This window comes from Sphingobium sufflavum (genome assembly GCF_021403115.1).
Classification (GTDB): Bacteria; Pseudomonadota; Alphaproteobacteria; order Sphingomonadales; family Sphingomonadaceae; genus Sphingobium; species Sphingobium sufflavum.
Genome location: NZ_JAJSSH010000013.1, coordinates 1 through 16,818 on the forward strand (window position 1 = coordinate 1; position 16,818 = coordinate 16,818).

Here is a 16,818-nt window from a genome sequence, read left to right on the forward strand (position 1 = left end):
ATCACGATAGAGATTGTCCGCAAATTCGCCGATCAGACCGGTTTCGTCGTCCATCCCAGACGATGGGTGGTCGAACGGACCTTCGCATGGCTCAACCGCAATCGCCGCCTCGCCAAGGACTTCGAGCGAACCATCAAATCCGCAACTGCGCTACTCTATGCCGCCGCGGCTATCGTTCTCATCAGGCGCGTCGCTCGTTACGCATGAGATCCAAGACAGGCTCTGAGGCGAGGCGAGCAACTTGATCGGTGAAGGGGGCTCCCGGTCGAGCTTCGACCTGCCGGGGCGACAACAGGAACTGCTTGATGCCGTTGTGGGCACTGGGAAGCCTGTAATCATCGTCCTATACAGTGCCCGTCCGATCGATCTCAAAGGGACCCGCGCGGCGGCTATCCTCGATATGTGGTATCCTGGCACGGAAGGAGGGACGGCCGGCGCTAATCTGCTACTCGGAAAGGCTGTGCCGGGCGGCAAACTGCCCTTCAGCTGGATTCGAAGTCCCGCTCATGCCCCAAATTATTATGCGCAGCTGATCTCTCATAAGCCCGAGCCCGCTCAAGGGCGCTATTGGAACGAGAGCAGCGCGCCGACCTATCCTTTCGGATTTGGCTTGAGCTATACCGATTTTGGATATTCCAACCTGCGCCTGGATCGTGCTTCTATCCCTGTTGGCGAACGTATCGGCGTTTCCGTCGACGTCACGAACAAAGGTCGCGTCGCGGGCGATGAAGTTGTCCAGCTCTACATCCATCAGCGCCAAGGAACCTCGGCAAGGCCCGTGCGCGAGCTAAAGGGGTTTCAAAGGATCGCGCTCGAAGCGGGAAAACCAGGACGGTGACCTTCTCTCTTGGCCCCAACGAACTGCGCTACTGGAGTGACGCTACAAAAGGCTGGGTTCAGGATGAGACCGGTTTCGACCTCTTTGTCGGTGGAAGTTCTGCTGCAGATCTTAAGGCGTCTTTCGAAGTGCGGCACGAGAAGCCCGGCGTTCGGCGTTGACATATTCGCGCCGGACGAGATGGCTCGAAAAGATCTGTATCGTCGTCCAGAGAACGAAGGCGGGTGTGTTCGGCAGTAGGATGCCGCATTTCGTCGTTGTAAATTTCTCGCGCAGTCATAAACCGCCATCGATAAGACCTGAGGAGTGAACATGAGGGCGATCTTGCCGGGTGCAGTTTTGTTTCTGTCGGGATGCGCTACCACTGGACACGAGCCTTCTTCACTTTTGGCAGCCGGTGCGCGGTACGTGGCCATGGGGAGTTCCTATGCCGCGGGTGCGGGAATCGGCCCCCTCGTGCCTGACAGCCCAAAGCGCTGCGGTCGCACGCAGAACAATTATGCGCATTTGCTTGCGGCACGGAAGGGGTTAGATCTTGTCGACGTAAGCTGCGGCGGAGCGACCACTGCACACATTCTGGGCCCGTGGTCGGAACTGCCGCCGCAGATCGACGCCGTGACGCCCGATACTAGGCTCGTGACCGTCACCATCGGCGGCAACGATCTGAACTATGTGCGTAGCCTGATGACCTCCACCTGTGGGAGGACACCGGGCATGATGCCGCCAGTCGGCCGCGCGTGCCCCACTGTCGAATGGCCGAACAGATCCGACTACCAAGCCCTCGAAGACCATCTGCGACAAATTGCGCACGAGGTCCGGCAGCGCGCTCCGCAGGCGAGGCTCGTATTTGTTGATTACGTGCGCATCGTGCCTGATGCCGGTGGCTGCGCCGAGGTGCCCCTGGACGAGGCGCAATTGGCCGCTGCGCGCGAGACATTCAATAGAATGGCCGAAGTGACGAAAAAGGCAGCCAGCGCTGAAGGCGCGGTGTTGCTGACCGTGAGCCAACTATCCAAAGGCCACGAAGCCTGCTCAAGCAACCCGTGGGGCGCGGGACATCCCGGCAAGCCTGCGGATTGGCATCCGACTGTGGCCGGTCATGAGGCGATTGCCAATGCACTTGCCACGCGTCTCAAGTGAGGGGGGGCGGCAGCCCTACCGCGAAAGAACAGAGGTGACATCGTGCTCAATCTGGACTTGTCCCTCCTTCTATTTGTGCGGGACACGGATTCACGGTCAAGAGCGCCAGCGAGGCCGTTTCTTATGCTTCGCTAGCTGCATGGGCTTATTGCCAGCGGGTTGATCCAAGTCGGCTTTTTGAAGGAAGGCTAGAGCAGGGGCGATCTCGCTGAAACACAATGGCGTGATTTGAAGAGTTTATTGCCCATGTTGAGGGGTTTGCAGGATGGCGGTGGATAGGTCTTGGGTCTGCTGCTGGTTGAGGAGCGCGGGCAGAGATGCAACTCCGCCCGCGCCCTCTGCATTATATGAGTTCGGCAAGCGAAGCGGCATCGAACCCCTTCAGCGCGGCATGATCGCCTTGCTCCACCTTCGCTGCCCATAGCGGGTCGCTGAGCAGCACGCGGCCTACGGCGATCAAGTCGAACTCGTCGCGCTCCATGCGCTCGACAAGGCGATCCAGACTGGCCGAAGTCGATCCCTTGCCAACAAAGGCGCTGCTTGTGACGTCATTGTCAAGACCGACCGACCCCACACCGATAGTTGCGGCCCCTGTGACTTTCTTGGCCCAGCCCGCACCATTGAGGCCGTTCTCGCCGTCGATCTCAGGAAATTCCGGCTCCCAGAAGCGGCGCTGCGACACGTGCAGGACATCGACGCCCGCCTCGACCAGCGGACGAAGCCAGTTCTCCATCTCCGCAGGAGAGGCGGCGAGGCGGGCGCTGAAGTCCTGCTGCTTCCACTGGCTGACGCGCATGATGATCGGGAAATCGGGGCCAACAGCCTCCCGCACCGCACCGACGATCTCCACCGCAAAGCGCGAGCGGTCCTTGATCGTCAAGCCGCCGTAGCGGTCATTGCGCAAATTGGTGCCTGCCCAGAAAAACTGATCGATGAGATAGCCGTGGGCACCGTGGATTTCGACCGTATCAAAGCCCAGCCGCTTGGCGTCCGCCGCCGCCTTGGCGAAGGCTGCAACCGTATCCGCGATGTCTTCCTCGCTCATGGCGACGCCTCGCGCGTCACCCGGGGAGTCGAAACCCGAAGGGCTCTCCACCGGCACATCGGGCTCCCAGCCATTGATGTAGCGGGCCGCTCCAGTGTGCCAGATTTGCGGGCCCATGCGACCGCCCACGTCATGGACCGCATCGATCACATTCTTCCAGCCCGCCAGCGCCTGCTCTCCGTGGAAGAATGGGATACCCGCGTCGTTGCGCGATGCCGGGCGATCGACCACCGTACCTTCGGACAGGATCAACCCGACATTCCCTTCCGCACGGCGGCGATAATAGGCGGCGCTGGCTGGTCCTGGAACGCCTTCAGGCGAGAAGAGGCGGGTCATCGGCGCCATGACGATACGGTTCTTCAGTTCGAGCGACCGGATGGAAAATGGGCGGAACAGGCTGCTGGTATCGGGTTGGGACATGACAGAGACTCCATTTCAGACTATGAAGCATCTAAGTATATATGATAGACCTAGCGTCAATCAGGCACCTCAAGTCGCCCTGGTATATTGAAGGAAACCGCCATGCTGGAACTTGAACCGCTCTGCTTCTCGTCCGAATGCCCAAGCCGGGCATTGTTCGATCAGATTGCCGACAAGTGGTCGATGATGGTGCTCGCCGTGCTCGACGATGGGCCGCAGCGGTTCAACGCCGTTCGTCGCCGGTTGCAGGGCGTCACCCAGAAGGCGCTGACACAGAGCCTGCGCCGGATGGAACGCAATGGCCTGGTCGCGCGCGAGGTCATCTCGCTTTCGCCGGTCGCGGTGCAGTATCAGATCACACCGCTGGGGCGCACCTTGCAACAGCCGTTCCGGGCGCTGCACGAATGGACGCTCGAAAAGCTGCCGGAGGTCGATGCCGCAAGGCAAGCCTTCGATGTTGCTCAAGGCCGGGGTCCCTTGCACGACACAGCGGCGGCCAGCATAGCAGCATAACGATGCCGGTTGGCAACAACGCGGTCAGGCTCTCCGGAAAGCCGCGATATTCTCGCTCAGCCATGCGCCCACCGATCGCGGCGCCTTGCCGGTCAGGTCTTCAAAGGTCGCGGTGGTCTCGGCCAGCACCGAATCCCCGAACAATCGGTCGATCCCCAGCAGGACATCGGCAACCAGCTCGCTTATCCCTGCCTCCGTCAAAACCGCGCGCTGTTCATCCGGGGTGCGATGCTGATAGGTGACGCTATGACCGAGAATATGTGAGAGTTCGTCGGCAACCTCCGGCATGCTGATCGTGGCGCCCCCGGTCAGATGATAGGCACGCTGGGATCCCGGATGTCTCGCATCGAGCAGGGCAATGCGTGCCACGTCGGCGATATCGCGGGTGTCGATGAGATTGACGCGGCCCTCGCTCGCAGCACCACCCCATGTGCCGGCTGCGACGGGGCCCGCAGCACGCGCTAATATGTCCACGAAGGACGACGGGCGCAGGAGGGTGTATTCACGAGCGCCTGGCCGGTGTGGTGATCGAGCAGCTGCCCTATGCCGATTTCATCGCGCGCTACGATCGTCCGGGGATGCTGTTCTATCTCGACCCTCCCTATTGGGACTGCGAAGGCGATTATGGCCGGGGCATATTCTGCCGGGAGGATTTCGCCCGGATCGCGGATCTGATGCGGACCGGCGCGGCGAAATTCATGCTGTCCATCAACGACACGCCGGGGGTCCGGGAAACCTTCGCCGGGCTCGCCATGGCCGAAGTGGAAACGACCTACACGTTCGGCAGCAAATCTGGCGGCGGGAAGCAGGCGGGCGAGCTCATCATCAGCAATTTCCCCCTGCCATAGCGCCTATTTCCTGCTGCCCTGTCCCCCGTCGCGATCATCGCGGGGGCAGGGCGGCATCGGAATCTGGGCACCCCCTGGGATGCCCCGGACCGGCCATAGCCGGGCCGCCCCCAACGGCTATACCGTGGGGTGAAGGTGCCTTTTGCGTGCGGTGGGGGATGGCTGGAACCGTTATAACGCCTGCCGAAGGCAGACCTTTCCCTCTTTAACCCCTGATCCGGGATTCAGGCGCGTTCACTGAACTCGCGTCCTCCCCTGGGGGAAGGGCATCGAGCGAAGTAAGAGCCGTCGCCATGGCGGGATCGAGCGGCTTGGTGCTGGCACCGGAGCGGCGGGCAGGGGCTTGGGGTGGCGGCTCGGTTTGCAGCCTGCGCAGCAGCTGTGTGAGGCGCAGGCGCGCTCGGCCGCAGAGTGCACGCGGATCGAAATAATAGGCGTTCGTGACCTGCCGCACGGCGGGGCCTTCGCCCGGCGCATTGTCTGTGCGCTCGGTACGGCGCACCCATGACAGAAAGCCATGCTCCTTCAGCAGCCGGAGGGCGCGAACCACCGTAGCGCGTCTGCTTTTCGATCGTGGCGATGGCTGGCTCCAGTCGCCCGGTCTTGAAGTCCAGTCCGGGGAGGAACAACAACGCCTCCAGCACGCGGATGGCGGTCGCGCCCAGGGGATGACGTTCCCCCTTCTTCTTCATCGCCCAATCATATTCCTTCGCGACCTTCAGATAGCGGTCACGCCACTGCATCGCGCCCTTTTTCGTGCCGTCTCCGATCGGACGGAACACCCGCGCGCGGATGTCATCGACGTCATAGCTGTTCCGCCGGACGGGTTCTTCAGTCCGCCGACTGGGCTTGTTTCTGCAGACCAGGCCCTGCGCGATCGCGCCGAATGCGCTGACGGTCATGCTCCTGCCCCTGTGCGGGTAGGAGCGAAACTGCGGGTGGCATGTTCTTCATGAGCACATCCGCCCATTCCTGCGCGAGTTCGCGGCGCCGTGGCATGTACGCGTATCGGTTGTAGATGGCTTCGACGTCGCCCTTGATATGGGCGAGCATCATGTCGATGATCTCGCGATCGTCCTTTCGCCCCTCCGTCGCCGCTATCTGGTTCATTACTGTCGAGAAGGTCGAGCGCCAGCCATGTGGAACATGCTGACCGCTGAAGCCTGCGGTCCGGTACAGCTTGCTGAGGGTGCTGTCGGTGATCGGCTGATTGGCATAGCGCGTGCTGGGAAACAGATAGGGCTTGTCCGCCGACAGCTGACGGGCTGCGGCTACAGTTTCGACTGCTTGCTCGGAGAGCGGCACGACCAGCTCGAAGCTGGCATCCTGTTTGCGCTCGCGCGTCAGTTTCATTTTCTCGGCAGGAATGCGCCACAGCGGTGCTGCTCCGCCCAGATCCTCGAACTCGGACCGCTGCGCGAGGCGCAGCACGCCCGGCCGCACCGCTGTGAGTGCGAGCAGACGCGATGCGAGCTTGGTCACCGTATAGGCGCCCTCCTCTGCCTCGATTTTCGCGAGCATCGCCCGCGCATCCTCCAGCTTGACCATCGCGGGCCGAAGGCGCTTCGTTGCGGGCATCATGGCGGATTGGATGATCGCAGCTGGATCTGTGTCCGCCAATCCCGCGCCGATCGCGTAGATATAGACCGCCGAAATATGCTGTCGTACTCGCTTGGCCATCTCCAGTGCTCCGCGGGCTTCGATTCCGCGAACCAGCGTCAGAACGAGGGCGGGCGTGATCGCTGAGATCGGCAACGAGCCGATCGAAGGAAAGACATCGGCTTCCATTCGATCGAGTATCTGGCCCGCGTAGCGTGGCGCCAGCACGGCGGCCTGTTGCTTCTGCCATTCGCGGGCCAGCGATTCGAAGCTGTTCTGACGGGCCACGTTCCTGCGTGCCGCCTCGACTTTGCGGACCAGCTTTGGATCCGTGCCGGCGCGCAGCAGCTTGCGCGCCTCGTCCCGCGCTTCCCTCGCGTCCGCTAGCGATATATCGGGGTAAGGGCCGAAGGTAAGCCGATGCTCCTTGCCATCGAATCGATACTTCAGCCGCCACGAGCGAAAGCCCGAAGTGGTGACGTAGAGATAGAGGCCATGCGCGTCGGCAAGCTTGTAGGGCTTGTCCTTCGGTTTCGCCGACCGGCAGCGGATATCCGTCAGCATTGCGTGCCCCCAGCAGTGCCCCCGGATGATGGGGGTTGGGGCGGTTTGCTATGGGACTGCATGGGACTGGAAATGCGCGGAAATCTGCCGATTCGGAAGACTTTTGGCGACTTATGATTTCACCTGAAATGGTGAATTGGCTCCCCGAGTAGGATTCGAACCTACGGCCATTCGATTAACAGTCGAATGCTCTACCGCTGAGCTATCGGGGAGCAGCCCGGCTTCCGCCGGGCAGGCCGCGCCTATAGCAGCGGTTTTTGCGGGATGGCAAGGGGTCAGGTGATAAATTGTTCGGCGGCGATGCGGTCGTCCAGCGTATGGTTGGGATCGAACAGCAAAGTCAGCGGGGTCGAGGGGTCGTTGGCCACTTCCACCTGCGCCACGTCGCGGATTTCGCGCTGGTCCGCGACCGCCGAAACCGGGCGTTTCACCGCCTCCAGCACGCAAAAGCGAATTCGCGTCTTCTCCGGCAGGATCGCGCCACGCCAGCGCCGGGGCCGGAACGGGCTGATCGGGGTCAGCGCGACGAGGCCAGACCCCAGCGGCAGGATCGGGCCATGGGCGGACAGATTATAGGCCGTGGACCCCGCCGGAGTCGCGACCAGAACGCCATCGCACACCAGTTCAGGGATGACGGTGCGGTCGTCCACCTGCACCTCCAGCTTGGCGGTCTGGCGCGTCTCGCGCAGCAGGGAGACTTCGTTGATGGCGGGCAGAGTGTGTATGTCGCCGCTGACGGTCGTCACCTTCATGCGCAGTGGCGTGACTTTCACCGGCTTGGCCGCTGCGATTCGCTCCACCATGCCCTCCAGATGCCATTCGTTCATCAGGAAGCCGACCGTGCCCAGGTTCATGCCGAATACCGGCCTGATCTGGTCCGTTTCCAGCATCTGGTGCAGGGTCTGGAGCATGAAGCCGTCGCCGCCCAGCGCGATGACGATGTCGGCGTCCTGCGGCGCGACGAAATGATAGGCGGCGCGAAGCCGTCCCTCCGCATCACGGGCGCTTTCGGTGGGGGAGGCGAGCAACGCCAGCCGGGGGTCGCTCATCAGCCGCCGGTCACATTCATATGGCGCGTGGTGGCGGGGGGCAGGCCGCGCCCGATGGCGAAGTCATGGCGCAGCGGCTTTGCGCCCAGCGCCTCGTCCAGCCGCGAATCGACGGCATCGGCGCCGCCCGCGCGAAAGGCGGTCATCAGGTCGACATGATCCTCATGCCCCAGGCACATATAGATGCGGCCCTGGCAGGTCAGGCGCATGCGGTTGCAGCCGCTACAGAAATTCTCCGACATGGGCGTGATGAGGCCGAGCCGCACCCGCATCCCCTCCACCGCGAAATAGCGGGCGGGGCCGCCGGTCCGATGGTCGATGGGCAACAGGGCATATTCGGCGCGGACCGGGGCCAGCGCCTCGTGCAGGGGGATGTACTGGTCCTGCCGGTCATCGGAAATGGCGCCCAGCGGCATCGTCTCGATCAGGGTCAGGTCATGGCCCTGCGCGTCGCACCAGCGCAGCATGTCCAGCACCTCGCCATCGTTCACGCCGCGCATGGCGACCATGTTGATCTTGATCGCAATCCCTTCCGCGCAGGCGGCGGCGATGCCCTCCAGCACATCGGCCAGCCGGTCGCGGCGGGTGATGCGGGCAAAGACGTCGGGCCTCAGGCTGTCGAGGCTGACATTGATGCGTCGCATCCCCGCGTCATGCAGGTCGGCGGCATGGCGGGCGAGCTGCGTGCCATTGGTGGTCAGGGTCAGCTCGTCCAGACCGCCCCCTATATGCCGCCCGATCCGCCGCGCCAGTTCCGAAAAATCGCGCCTGACCAGCGGCTCGCCGCCCGACAGGCGAATTCGCCGCACCCCGCGCGCGATGAAGCGGTCCGCGATCACGCCAATTTCTTCGAGCGTCAGTATCTGGTTCTTGGGTAGGAACACCATGTCCTCCGCCATGCAATAGCGGCAGCGCAGGTCGCAGCGGTCCGTCACCGAAATGCGCAGATAGTCGATCCGGCGACCATAGCGGTCGATCATGCCGGTCGTCGATCCGATGGGGGCGTTAAGGTCAACCATTATCGCACATGTAACCTGTTTGCTGCCACGATGGCATCGGGCCATTCCCTCTGGCGGCGTATGGGACTATCGAGCGGGACACATGCATGCACCAGCCGGTTTTACAGGTCTTTTCACATCCTGACGAAATCGTCTAGTCCAGTCGGCGGGGCAACAGCATCATAAGCATATAAGGGGTCGCAGTCCTGTCGGATCAAGTCGAGGGTGCAGAAACGGGGCTGGAGCAGGGTGGGGTGCTGGATGCGCCACCGGTTTTCATCCTGTCGCCGGAGCATCGGGAGCCGCTGTCGGTGCTGGCGGTGCAGGCGGGGTGGAAGCCCGTGGCCGCGCGCCGCCGGGAGCGGGCGGAAAGCCGCTATCTGGGCAGCCTGGCCCGCACCGCGCTGGTCGACCTGCGTGGCGTGGAGGAGGCGCAGGCGCTGGACTATGTCGGGTCGCTGGCGGAGGCGGTGGAGGCATCGGGCGGCGCGATCCTGCTGATCGTGGACGACGCGCTGGAGCCAGCCCTGCTGCGCCTGATCGCGGCGGGGGGTACGCATTTCCTGACCGGGGAGGTGACGGGCGCACGGCTGCGCGCGGCGCTCGCCTCCGCTGACAAGCTGGCGGAACGGCTGGTCGGCAATCTGTCCGCCGTGCGCAACCGTCATGCGGTGCAGCGCAGCGACGCATTATTCTGGCGCTGGCGCAGCGCGGAGCGGATATTGTCGGTCAGCCCGGCACTGGCCGCGATGTTGCAGGGGATGGCCCCCGGCGTCGATCATGCCCGCGCGGGCGTGGCCGATCTCGTCCGTGTGCTCGACCGATCCGACCGGGCGGGGGCGATCGCGGCGATCCGCCATGCGGTGGATGACCTGATGCCCGCCGCCTTTGCCCATAGCGTGCCGGGCAAGCGTGACCGGCGGTTGGTGCAGCATCTTTATCCCGATCCCGCCGGGTTCAGCGGGGAGGTGGAGGAACTGGACACCCGCCGCCGCGCCGACAATCGCGACCGTGACTTCATGACCGGCCTCGCCAGCCGGCAGGGCGCATTGGGCTGGATCGGCGGCGCGCTGGGCGCGGGCGATCAGGTCATCATCCTGCTGATCGGGCTGGCCGGGCTGGACCGGGTCAACACTGGCTATGGCCGCATGGTCGGCGACGCGATGCTCAGCCGCGTCGCGGTGCGCCTGTCGCGCATGGCGGCGGCGGTGGGCGGCGACAATCCGCTGGTCGCGCGAATCGCGGGGGCGGAGTTCATCATCGGTATGCGCGCGCCCGCCGCTCTGGGTGAAAAGGCGCTGGTGGATCGCGCCGCCCTCATCGCGCCGCAGTTGCTGGGCGACATCGACCGCCCGTTCAACGCCGGCGACCATCTCATCCGCCTGACCGCGCGCGGCGGCATCGCCGTGTCGGTCGAACAGGACAGCGCAGAGGCGATCCTGCGCCGCGCCAGTTCCGCGCTGGCCGACGCCCGCCGCACCGGTGCGAATGGCGGCGTGCGCGTGCGCGTGGCGGAGGGGGGCAGCATCGCCCTGCACCATGACCGCATCGACAGCGACCTGCGCCTCGCCCTCGACCGGGGCGAGATCCAGATATTGTTCCAGCCCCAATATGCCATGGCCGACGACCGCATCACGGGGGTGGAGGCGCTGGCGCGCTGGCGGCACCCGGTCCATGGGGAGATTGGCGCGGGCGCGCTGTTCGCCATTGCCGAACGGTCCGATTTCCTGGTGCCATTGTCCGACCATATCCACGCCCGCGCGCTGGAGGCCGCGGCATCCTGGCCCGACAGCCTCGCCCATCTGCGCGTCGCGATCAACGTCACGGCGGCGGACATTGCGCAACCAGAGTTCGTCGATCATTTCCTCGATCAGGTCAGCCATGCCGGGATCGACCGGGAACGGGTCACGCTGGAGATTACCGAGAGCGGCCTGATCGAGAATCTGGGCGCGGCCGCCATGCTGCTCACCCGGTTGCGCTCGGCGGGCTTCCTCGTCGCGATCGACGATTTCGGGACGGGCTATTCCAGCCTCGCCTATCTCAAATCCCTGCCGCTCGATTATCTCAAGATCGACAGCACCATCGCGCAGGATATTGTGGGGTCGCACCGCGACCGCATCATCGTGCGCGCGATCATCGACATGGCGCGTTCACTGGACCTGCATGTCATCGCGGAAGGGGTGGAGACGGAACAGCAACTGGCGCTCCTCGCCCGTGCCGGATGCGATGTCTATCAGGGTTTCCTGCGCTCCCGCCCGCTGGAGAGCGCCGCCCTGATCGCGCTGGTCGAGGACAGCGTGCCCCGCTGAAAATGCCGCCATGATACGCGATGGGGTTGCGCGCGCGCCTCGGCTCAGCTATCTTTGCATAGGATTGCAAAAGACGGAAAGGCCGCACGGCCCCGTCGACGCGGAAATGCAGGAGAGGCAAGGGTCATGACCACGCATATCGAGATTGAACCGATTAACGAGCGCATCGGCGCCTATGTGCGGGTCGCGGCTGGCGATGTGCTGAACGAGGGCGTGCCGGAGCAGATCATGGACGCGCTCAACAAATATAATGTGCTGGTCTTCCCGCAGGTCAACATGACGGACGTGCAGTTCGTCGGCCTGTCCGACTATTATGGCGAGAAGCACGACCTTGCGCTGACGCAGGACGGGTCGGAGGTGAGCAAGCTCGGCATCTACCGGATCGAGAAAAACGACAAGGACAAGAACCAGCTCGACTATATCCGGGGCAACGACCTGTGGCACATGGACGGCACCATCTATAATGTGCCGGGCAAGTCCACCATGCTGAAGTGCGAAAGCCCCGCCAATACGGGTGGCGAGACGGACTTCGCGAGCCTGTTCGCCGCCTATGAGGCGCTGCCGGAAGCGCGCAAGCGGGAGATCGACAAGCTGCGCGTCATCCACTGCTTCGAGCCGGTCGGCCTCAAGTTGTACGACGCCCCGACGCCGGAGGATTTCGCCCGCTGGAACGCGGCCTTCCCGGAGACGGAACAGCCGTTGGTCTGGCACCAGAAGGACGGCCGGACGTCCCTGCTGATCGGCGGCACCGCCTATTATATCAAGGGCCTGCCCAAGGAAGAGGGCATCAAGCTGTTGGCGGAGTTGGAGGAGTGGGCGACGCAGCCCGAATTCACCTATCGCCACAGCTGGACGAAGGGCGACATGGTGATGTTCAACAACCCCGGCCTGCTGCACCGCTCGCTGCCTTATGCGGCGGACTCCGGCCGGATCATGCACCGCACGACGATCAAGGGCATGGAAGAGATTGAAGCGCCCAAGGTCGCGGCCTGACGCGAGACGAGGAGGGGGGCGCGCGCTCCCCTCTTTTTTCGCGTTATTATTGACTAGGAAACCATATCGAACTACCGGTGTCGATAAATTAGTTTCCTAGGAAATTTCATGGCCGATCTTCCGCAATTGAACGATCATCTGGGCTATCGGCTGCGACAGGTTTCGAACCATGTATCACACCGCTTTGCCCAGAAAATGGCGGACAGCGGCGTGACCGTGGCGGAGTGGGTGACGCTGCGCCTGCTCCATGGCGCTGCGCCGATCACGTCGGGCGCACTGGCCCTGCGCATGGGCATGACGCGCGGCGCGATTACGAAACTGGTGGATCGCCTGCACGTCAAGCAACTGGTCGATCGGGCCGCCGACGCAGAGGATGCGCGCATCCGCATCCTCTCGCTGACCGCGCAGGGCCGGGCGCTGCTCCCCCGCCTCGCCGCCCTGGCGGAGGAGAATGAGGCGGAGTGCTTCGGCCATCTGTGGGAGGAGGAGCGCGCCCTGTTCGCCATGCTGCTGGACCGGATGGTCGACCGGCTGGACCTCAGCGACATCGCGGTCGAATAGGCAGGAGGACCATATGCAGCCGCTACAGGAACAATGCGCCCGTGACACGCTGGCGGGGGCGGAGGATGGCAGCCTGAATTTTCCCGCCATCGTCGCCAGGCTGATGGCGGCGGGGTTCGAATCCTATGCGGTGGACTATCGCCGCTCCGTGGCCATCTACTATCTGCCGGATGGCGGCAGTATCGTTGTGCCGATGGCGTATGGCGGCCCGGCCGTCGCGCCGCTGTTCGACACGGCAGCGGTGCAGGCCGCGATCCGCGACGCGCAGCAGGAAGCGCCGGGCTACAGCTATGCGGGCTTCTGCATCAGGGTGATGGCCGCAGGCTGCACCGGCTATTTCGTCTCCTTCACCGGCCGCCGCGTCGTCTACATGGGCCGGACGGGCGACCTGCATGTCGAGCATTTTCCCGCCTGATCCGCCAGCTACCCCGCCGCCCCAGTTACCCCGCCGCTTTCGCCAGCCCGCGCGACAGCTTCAACGCCCCGTTCAGCCGCGCCTGCCCATCCTTCCACACCCGCTGGATCACCAGCTTGCTGTCGGGACGCAGCTTCGCCAGCCCGTCCAGCTTCTGCACATAGCTCAGCAGGCCCGGCAGGCTGGGCGGGGCGTCGCCGCGGAAGCTGATGAGCGCGCCCTTCTGCCCTACGTCCAGTTTCGCGACCCCGGCGGTCACGCAATTCTTCTTCACCTCGATCAGGGTCAGCAGGTTCTGCGTCGCCTCCGGCAGCGGGCCGAAACGGTCGATCAGTTCCGCGGCGAAGCCCTCCAGATCGCCCTTGTCCTCCAGGTCGTTGATCCGGCGATACAGGCTCATCCGCAGGTCGAGGTCGGGGACATACTCCTCCGGGATCAGGATCGGCGCCTCGACATTGATCTGCGGCGAGAAGGTGCCGCTCGATTCCTCGCTCTTGCCGGTCCGCGCCTCCAGGATCGCCTCCTCCAGCATGGACTGATAGAGTTCGAAGCCCACCTCCTTGATATGCCCCGACTGCTCGTCGCCGACGAGGTTGCCCGCCCCGCGAATGTCGAGGTCGTGGCTGGCCAGCTGGAAGCCCGCGCCAAGCGTGTCGAGGTTGGAGAGGACTTGCAGCCTTTTCTCCGCGCCCTCGGTCACCACGCGGTCCGCCGCCGTGGTCATATAGGCATAGGCGCGCGTCTTCGACCGGCCCACCCGCCCGCGCAACTGATAGAGCTGGGCGAGGCCGAAGCGGTCGGCGCGGTGGATAATCATCGTGTTGGCGCTGGGGATGTCGAGGCCGCTCTCCACAATGGTCGTGGACAGCAGCACATCATATTTGCGGTCGTAGAAGGCGCTCATCCGCTCCTCCACCTCGCTGGCGCTCATCTGGCCATGGGCGGTGATCGGCCGGATTTCGGGCACCACGACGCGCAGATATTCCTCGATATCGGCCAGGTCGGAGACGCGCGGCACCACGAAATAGCTTTGCCCGCCGCGATAATGCTCGCGCAGCAACGCCTCGCGCAGCACGACGGGATCCCATGGCATGACATAGGTCCGCACGGCGAGCCGGTCGACCGGCGGCGTCTGGATAACCGACAGTTCGCGCAGGCCCGACATCGCCATCTGCAAGGTACGCGGGATCGGCGTGGCGGTGAGGGTCAGGACATGCACGTCCGCCTTCAACTGCTTTAGCCGTTCCTTGTGGGTGACGCCGAACCGTTGCTCCTCATCCACGATGACGAGGCCCAATTTCTTGAACTCTATCCCCTTCGCGAGCAGCGCATGGGTGCCGATGACCACATCCATCGTGCCGTCGGCCAGCCCGTCCTTCGTCGCCTTCGCCTCCGCCGAGCCGACAAGGCGGGAGAGGCGGCCGATGTTGAGGGGGAAGCCTCTGAACCGCTCCTCGAAATTCAGATAATGCTGGCGGGCGAGCAGCGTGGTCGGGCAGACCAGCACCACCTGCTGCCCCGCCATGGCCGCGACGAAGGCGGCGCGCAATGCGACCTCCGTCTTGCCGAAGCCCACGTCGCCGCAGACCAGCCGGTCCATCGGGCGGCCCGCGACCAAATCGTCCAGCACATCCTGAATCGCCCGGTCCTGATCCTCCGTCTCCTGATAGGGGAAACGGTCCACGAAGGCGGGATAGCCGCCCGTATCGGGTTCGAGGATCTTGCCGGGGCGCAGCGCCCGCTTGGCCGCCGTGGCGAGCAGTTCGCCCGCAATCTCGCGGATGCGTTCCTTCATCCGCGACTTGCGGCGCTGCCATGCCTCCCCGCCCAGCCGGTCGAGCGCCACGCCCTCCGTCCCGGACCCATAGCGCGACAGCACGTCGAGATTCTCGACCGGCACATACAGCTTGTCGCCGCCCGCATATTCCAGCGCGACGCAATCATGCGGCGCGGTGCCGACCGGGATGCTGGTCAGCCCCTCGTACCGGCCGATGCCATGGTCGGCATGGACGACGAGGTCGCCCGGCGTCAGCATCGCCAGTTCGGCCAGGAAGGCGTCGGCGCTCTTCTTGCGCTTGGCCCGGCGGACGAGCCGGTCGCCCAGCACATCCTGTTCCGACAGCAGGGCAATGTCCCGCGAACTGAAACCATGGTCGATGGGCAGGACGATCAGCGCGACCGATCCCTTGGCGGACAGGCCCAGCGCCTCCTGCCAACTGTCGGCCATCGCGATGCGGCTGACCTTGTGATCCGCCAGCAGACCGGACAGTCGTTCGCGCGCGCCGATGGAGTAGCTGGCGATGATCCGCCTGCGGCCCAGTTGCGTCTCCTTCGACAGATGCTCGGCCAGCACGGTGTAGACATTGCCGCCCTGCGCCCGCTCCGGCGCGAAATCGCGCGGGCCGTCCACGCCCAGATCGACCACCTTGTCGCTCTCCGGCTCATGGAAGGGCGTGGTGGCGTGAAGGGGCAGGGCCTTGGCGATGCCGCGCCATTCCGCGTCGGTCAGATAGAGGGATTCGGGCGCGAGCGGGCGGTAGGAGCCGGGCTGGGACGATGCGGCGGCGACGCGGTTGCCATGATAGTCGCTGATCGCCTCGAACCGCTGCTCGACCGTCGCCTTCACGCCGGAATCCGCGATCCACAGTTTCGCATCCTCCAGATGGTCGAACAATGTGCCCAGCCGCTCCTCGAACAAGGGCAGCCAATGCTCCATGCCCGCCAGACGGCGGCCTTCGCTCACCGCCTGATAGAGCGGGTCGCCGGTCGCGGTCGCGCCAAACTGCTCGCGATAGCGGCCCCGGAAACGCTTCACGCTGTCCTCGTCCAGCAGCGCCTCGGACGCGGGGAGGAGGGTGATGCCGTCCACCCCCTCGGTCGTGCGCTGGGTGCCGGGGTCGAAGCGGCGCAGCGTCTCTATCTCGTCCCCGAAAAAGTCGAGACGCAGCGGCCCCGGTTCGCCCGCCGGCCACAGGTCCACGATGCCGCCGCGCACCGCAAACTCGCCCGCGTCGCGTACCGTGTCGGTCCGCATATAACCGTTGGAGGCGAGCAGGCGCAGCAGCCGCTCCGTCTCGATCCGCTCGCCCGGCGCCAGTTTCGCGACAAGCTGCCGGATGCGGAAGGGGGTGAGGGCGCGCTGGGTCAGGGCGTTGGCGGTGGTCAGGACAAGCTGCGGCCCGGTCGGCTTCGCTTGCAGCGCATGCAGCCCGGCCAGCCGCTCCGACGCCGCGCGCAGGGAGGGGGAGGCGCGGTCATAGGGCAGGCAGTCCCACGCCGGGATGCGGATGATCTCCAGCTCCGGCGCGAAATAGGGGGCGGTGTCGGCGATCCCCTGCATCATCTGCTCGTCCGACGCGACGAACACGGCCCGCCCCGCCGCCCGCGCAAGGTCGGCCAGCAGCAACGGCTCGAACCCCTGCGGCACGCCGGAGAGGGTGAGGGTGGTGCGGGCGGAGACGATGCGGGTGATGGGGGTGGTCATGGGATTATGCCTTGCCTGTCATAAGTCCCGCCAGCCGGTGGG

Annotated in this window: 15 protein-coding genes, 1 tRNA gene and 1 pseudogene; 9 read left to right on the forward strand and 8 right to left on the reverse strand. The window is 64.5% G+C overall.

Annotated elements, in window-relative coordinates:
• From LWE61_RS16795 to LWE61_RS16805, 3 genes and pseudogenes are all read left to right on the forward strand, one after another.
• Positions 1–207 (forward strand): transposase (locus LWE61_RS16795; RefSeq protein ID WP_234151808.1); only part of this gene is annotated, 207 nt, incomplete at its 5' end.
• Between the two features lie 34 nt (positions 208–241).
• Positions 242–999 (forward strand): annotated as a pseudogene (locus LWE61_RS16800) (glycoside hydrolase family 3 C-terminal domain-containing protein).
• Between the two features lie 151 nt (positions 1,000–1,150).
• A complete protein-coding gene (locus LWE61_RS16805; RefSeq protein WP_234151809.1) occupies positions 1,151–1,978 on the forward strand; it encodes an SGNH/GDSL hydrolase family protein in 828 nt (275 codons plus the stop codon).
• 343 nt (positions 1,979–2,321) lie between these two features.
• Here LWE61_RS16805 and LWE61_RS16810 read toward each other — a convergent pair whose 3' ends face one another.
• Positions 2,322–3,443, reverse strand: coding sequence for an NADH:flavin oxidoreductase (locus tag LWE61_RS16810; protein ID WP_234151810.1), 1,122 nt, complete (start codon positions 3,441–3,443; stop codon positions 2,322–2,324).
• A gap of 87 nt (positions 3,444–3,530) precedes the next feature.
• On the opposite strand from LWE61_RS16810, the gene LWE61_RS16815 reads away from it, so the two are divergent.
• On the forward strand, positions 3,531–3,956 hold the full coding sequence (locus LWE61_RS16815) for a winged helix-turn-helix transcriptional regulator (protein ID WP_326490661.1): 426 nt from the start codon (positions 3,531–3,533) through the stop codon (positions 3,954–3,956).
• A 24-nt stretch (positions 3,957–3,980) separates the two neighbouring features.
• On the opposite strand, the gene LWE61_RS16820 is transcribed toward LWE61_RS16815, so the two are convergent.
• Complete coding sequence (locus LWE61_RS16820) at positions 3,981–4,244, reverse strand: Rossmann-fold NAD(P)-binding domain-containing protein (RefSeq protein ID WP_234151811.1); 264 nt, start codon at positions 4,242–4,244, stop codon at positions 3,981–3,983.
• Positions 4,245–4,480: 236 nt separating this feature from the next.
• Between LWE61_RS16820 and LWE61_RS16825 the strand changes: the two genes are divergently transcribed.
• Complete coding sequence (locus LWE61_RS16825; RefSeq protein WP_234151812.1) at positions 4,481–4,804, forward strand: hypothetical protein; 324 nt, start codon at positions 4,481–4,483, stop codon at positions 4,802–4,804.
• Between the two features lie 224 nt (positions 4,805–5,028).
• Here the strand turns inward: LWE61_RS16825 and LWE61_RS16830 are convergent, their stop codons facing one another.
• The 5 genes from LWE61_RS16830 to moaA all read right to left on the reverse strand — a co-directional run bounded on the left by LWE61_RS16830 (position 5,029) and on the right by moaA (position 9,035).
• Complete coding sequence (locus tag LWE61_RS16830; RefSeq protein WP_234151909.1) at positions 5,029–5,706, reverse strand: hypothetical protein; 678 nt, start codon at positions 5,704–5,706, stop codon at positions 5,029–5,031.
• Entirely contained in the window at positions 5,636–6,967 is a 1,332-nt protein-coding gene (locus LWE61_RS16835; protein WP_234151813.1) for a tyrosine-type recombinase/integrase, read from the reverse strand. Before LWE61_RS16835 ends, LWE61_RS16830 begins: the two co-directional genes overlap by 71 nt.
• 137 nt (positions 6,968–7,104) lie before the next feature.
• Positions 7,105–7,179, reverse strand: a tRNA-Asn gene (locus tag LWE61_RS16840).
• A 63-nt stretch (positions 7,180–7,242) separates the two neighbouring features.
• Positions 7,243–8,016, reverse strand: coding sequence for an NAD kinase (locus LWE61_RS16845; protein WP_407696257.1), 774 nt, complete (start codon positions 8,014–8,016; stop codon positions 7,243–7,245).
• Positions 8,016–9,035 carry a GTP 3',8-cyclase MoaA gene (gene moaA / locus LWE61_RS16850; RefSeq protein WP_234151814.1) on the reverse strand — a complete coding sequence of 340 codons (1,020 nt, stop codon included), beginning with the start codon at positions 9,033–9,035 and terminating at the stop codon, positions 8,016–8,018. The genes LWE61_RS16845 and moaA overlap by 1 nt, the downstream gene beginning before the upstream one ends.
• Before the next feature lie 233 nt (positions 9,036–9,268).
• Here moaA and LWE61_RS16855 point away from each other — a divergent pair, with 233 nt between their 5' ends.
• From LWE61_RS16855 to LWE61_RS16870, 4 genes are all read left to right on the forward strand, one after another.
• Positions 9,269–11,323 (forward strand): putative bifunctional diguanylate cyclase/phosphodiesterase, encoded by a 2,055-nt coding sequence (locus LWE61_RS16855; protein WP_234151815.1) that lies wholly within the window; start codon positions 9,269–9,271, stop codon positions 11,321–11,323.
• A 126-nt stretch (positions 11,324–11,449) separates the two neighbouring features.
• A complete protein-coding gene (locus LWE61_RS16860; RefSeq protein WP_234151816.1) occupies positions 11,450–12,316 on the forward strand; it encodes a TauD/TfdA dioxygenase family protein in 867 nt (288 codons plus the stop codon).
• 108 nt (positions 12,317–12,424) lie between these two features.
• Positions 12,425–12,877: a MarR family winged helix-turn-helix transcriptional regulator gene (locus tag LWE61_RS16865; protein ID WP_234151817.1), complete on the forward strand. Its 453-nt coding sequence runs from the start codon at positions 12,425–12,427 to the stop codon at positions 12,875–12,877.
• Positions 12,878–12,890: 13 nt separating this feature from the next.
• Positions 12,891–13,292 carry a DUF1398 domain-containing protein gene (locus tag LWE61_RS16870; RefSeq protein WP_234151818.1) on the forward strand — a complete coding sequence of 134 codons (402 nt, stop codon included), beginning with the start codon at positions 12,891–12,893 and terminating at the stop codon, positions 13,290–13,292.
• Positions 13,293–13,317: 25 nt separating this feature from the next.
• Here the strand turns inward: LWE61_RS16870 and mfd are convergent, their stop codons facing one another.
• Complete coding sequence (mfd, locus tag LWE61_RS16875; protein WP_234151819.1) at positions 13,318–16,776, reverse strand: transcription-repair coupling factor; 3,459 nt, start codon at positions 16,774–16,776, stop codon at positions 13,318–13,320.
• Between the last annotated feature and the right edge of the window lie 42 nt (positions 16,777–16,818).

Coding starts and splice junctions, on each gene's coding strand:
- LWE61_RS16810 (WP_234151810.1), bottom strand. CDS start 3,443: ATGTCCCAACCCGATACCAGCAGCCTGTTCCGCCCATTTTCCATCCGG.
- LWE61_RS16835 (WP_234151813.1), bottom strand. CDS start 6,967: ATGCTGACGGATATCCGCTGCCGGTCGGCGAAACCGAAGGACAAGCCC.
- LWE61_RS16865 (WP_234151817.1), top strand. CDS start 12,425: ATGGCCGATCTTCCGCAATTGAACGATCATCTGGGCTATCGGCTGCGA.
- LWE61_RS16820 (WP_234151811.1), bottom strand. CDS start 4,244: ATGCCGGAGGTTGCCGACGAACTCTCACATATTCTCGGTCATAGCGTC.
- moaA (WP_234151814.1), bottom strand. CDS start 9,035: ATGGTTGACCTTAACGCCCCCATCGGATCGACGACCGGCATGATCGAC.
- LWE61_RS16830 (WP_234151909.1), bottom strand. CDS start 5,706: ATGACCGTCAGCGCATTCGGCGCGATCGCGCAGGGCCTGGTCTGCAGA.
- mfd (WP_234151819.1), bottom strand. CDS start 16,776: ATGACCACCCCCATCACCCGCATCGTCTCCGCCCGCACCACCCTCACC.
- LWE61_RS16870 (WP_234151818.1), top strand. CDS start 12,891: ATGCAGCCGCTACAGGAACAATGCGCCCGTGACACGCTGGCGGGGGCG.
- LWE61_RS16805 (WP_234151809.1), top strand. CDS start 1,151: ATGAGGGCGATCTTGCCGGGTGCAGTTTTGTTTCTGTCGGGATGCGCT.
- LWE61_RS16845 (WP_407696257.1), bottom strand. CDS start 8,016: ATGAGCGACCCCCGGCTGGCGTTGCTCGCCTCCCCCACCGAAAGCGCC.
- LWE61_RS16860 (WP_234151816.1), top strand. CDS start 11,450: ATGACCACGCATATCGAGATTGAACCGATTAACGAGCGCATCGGCGCC.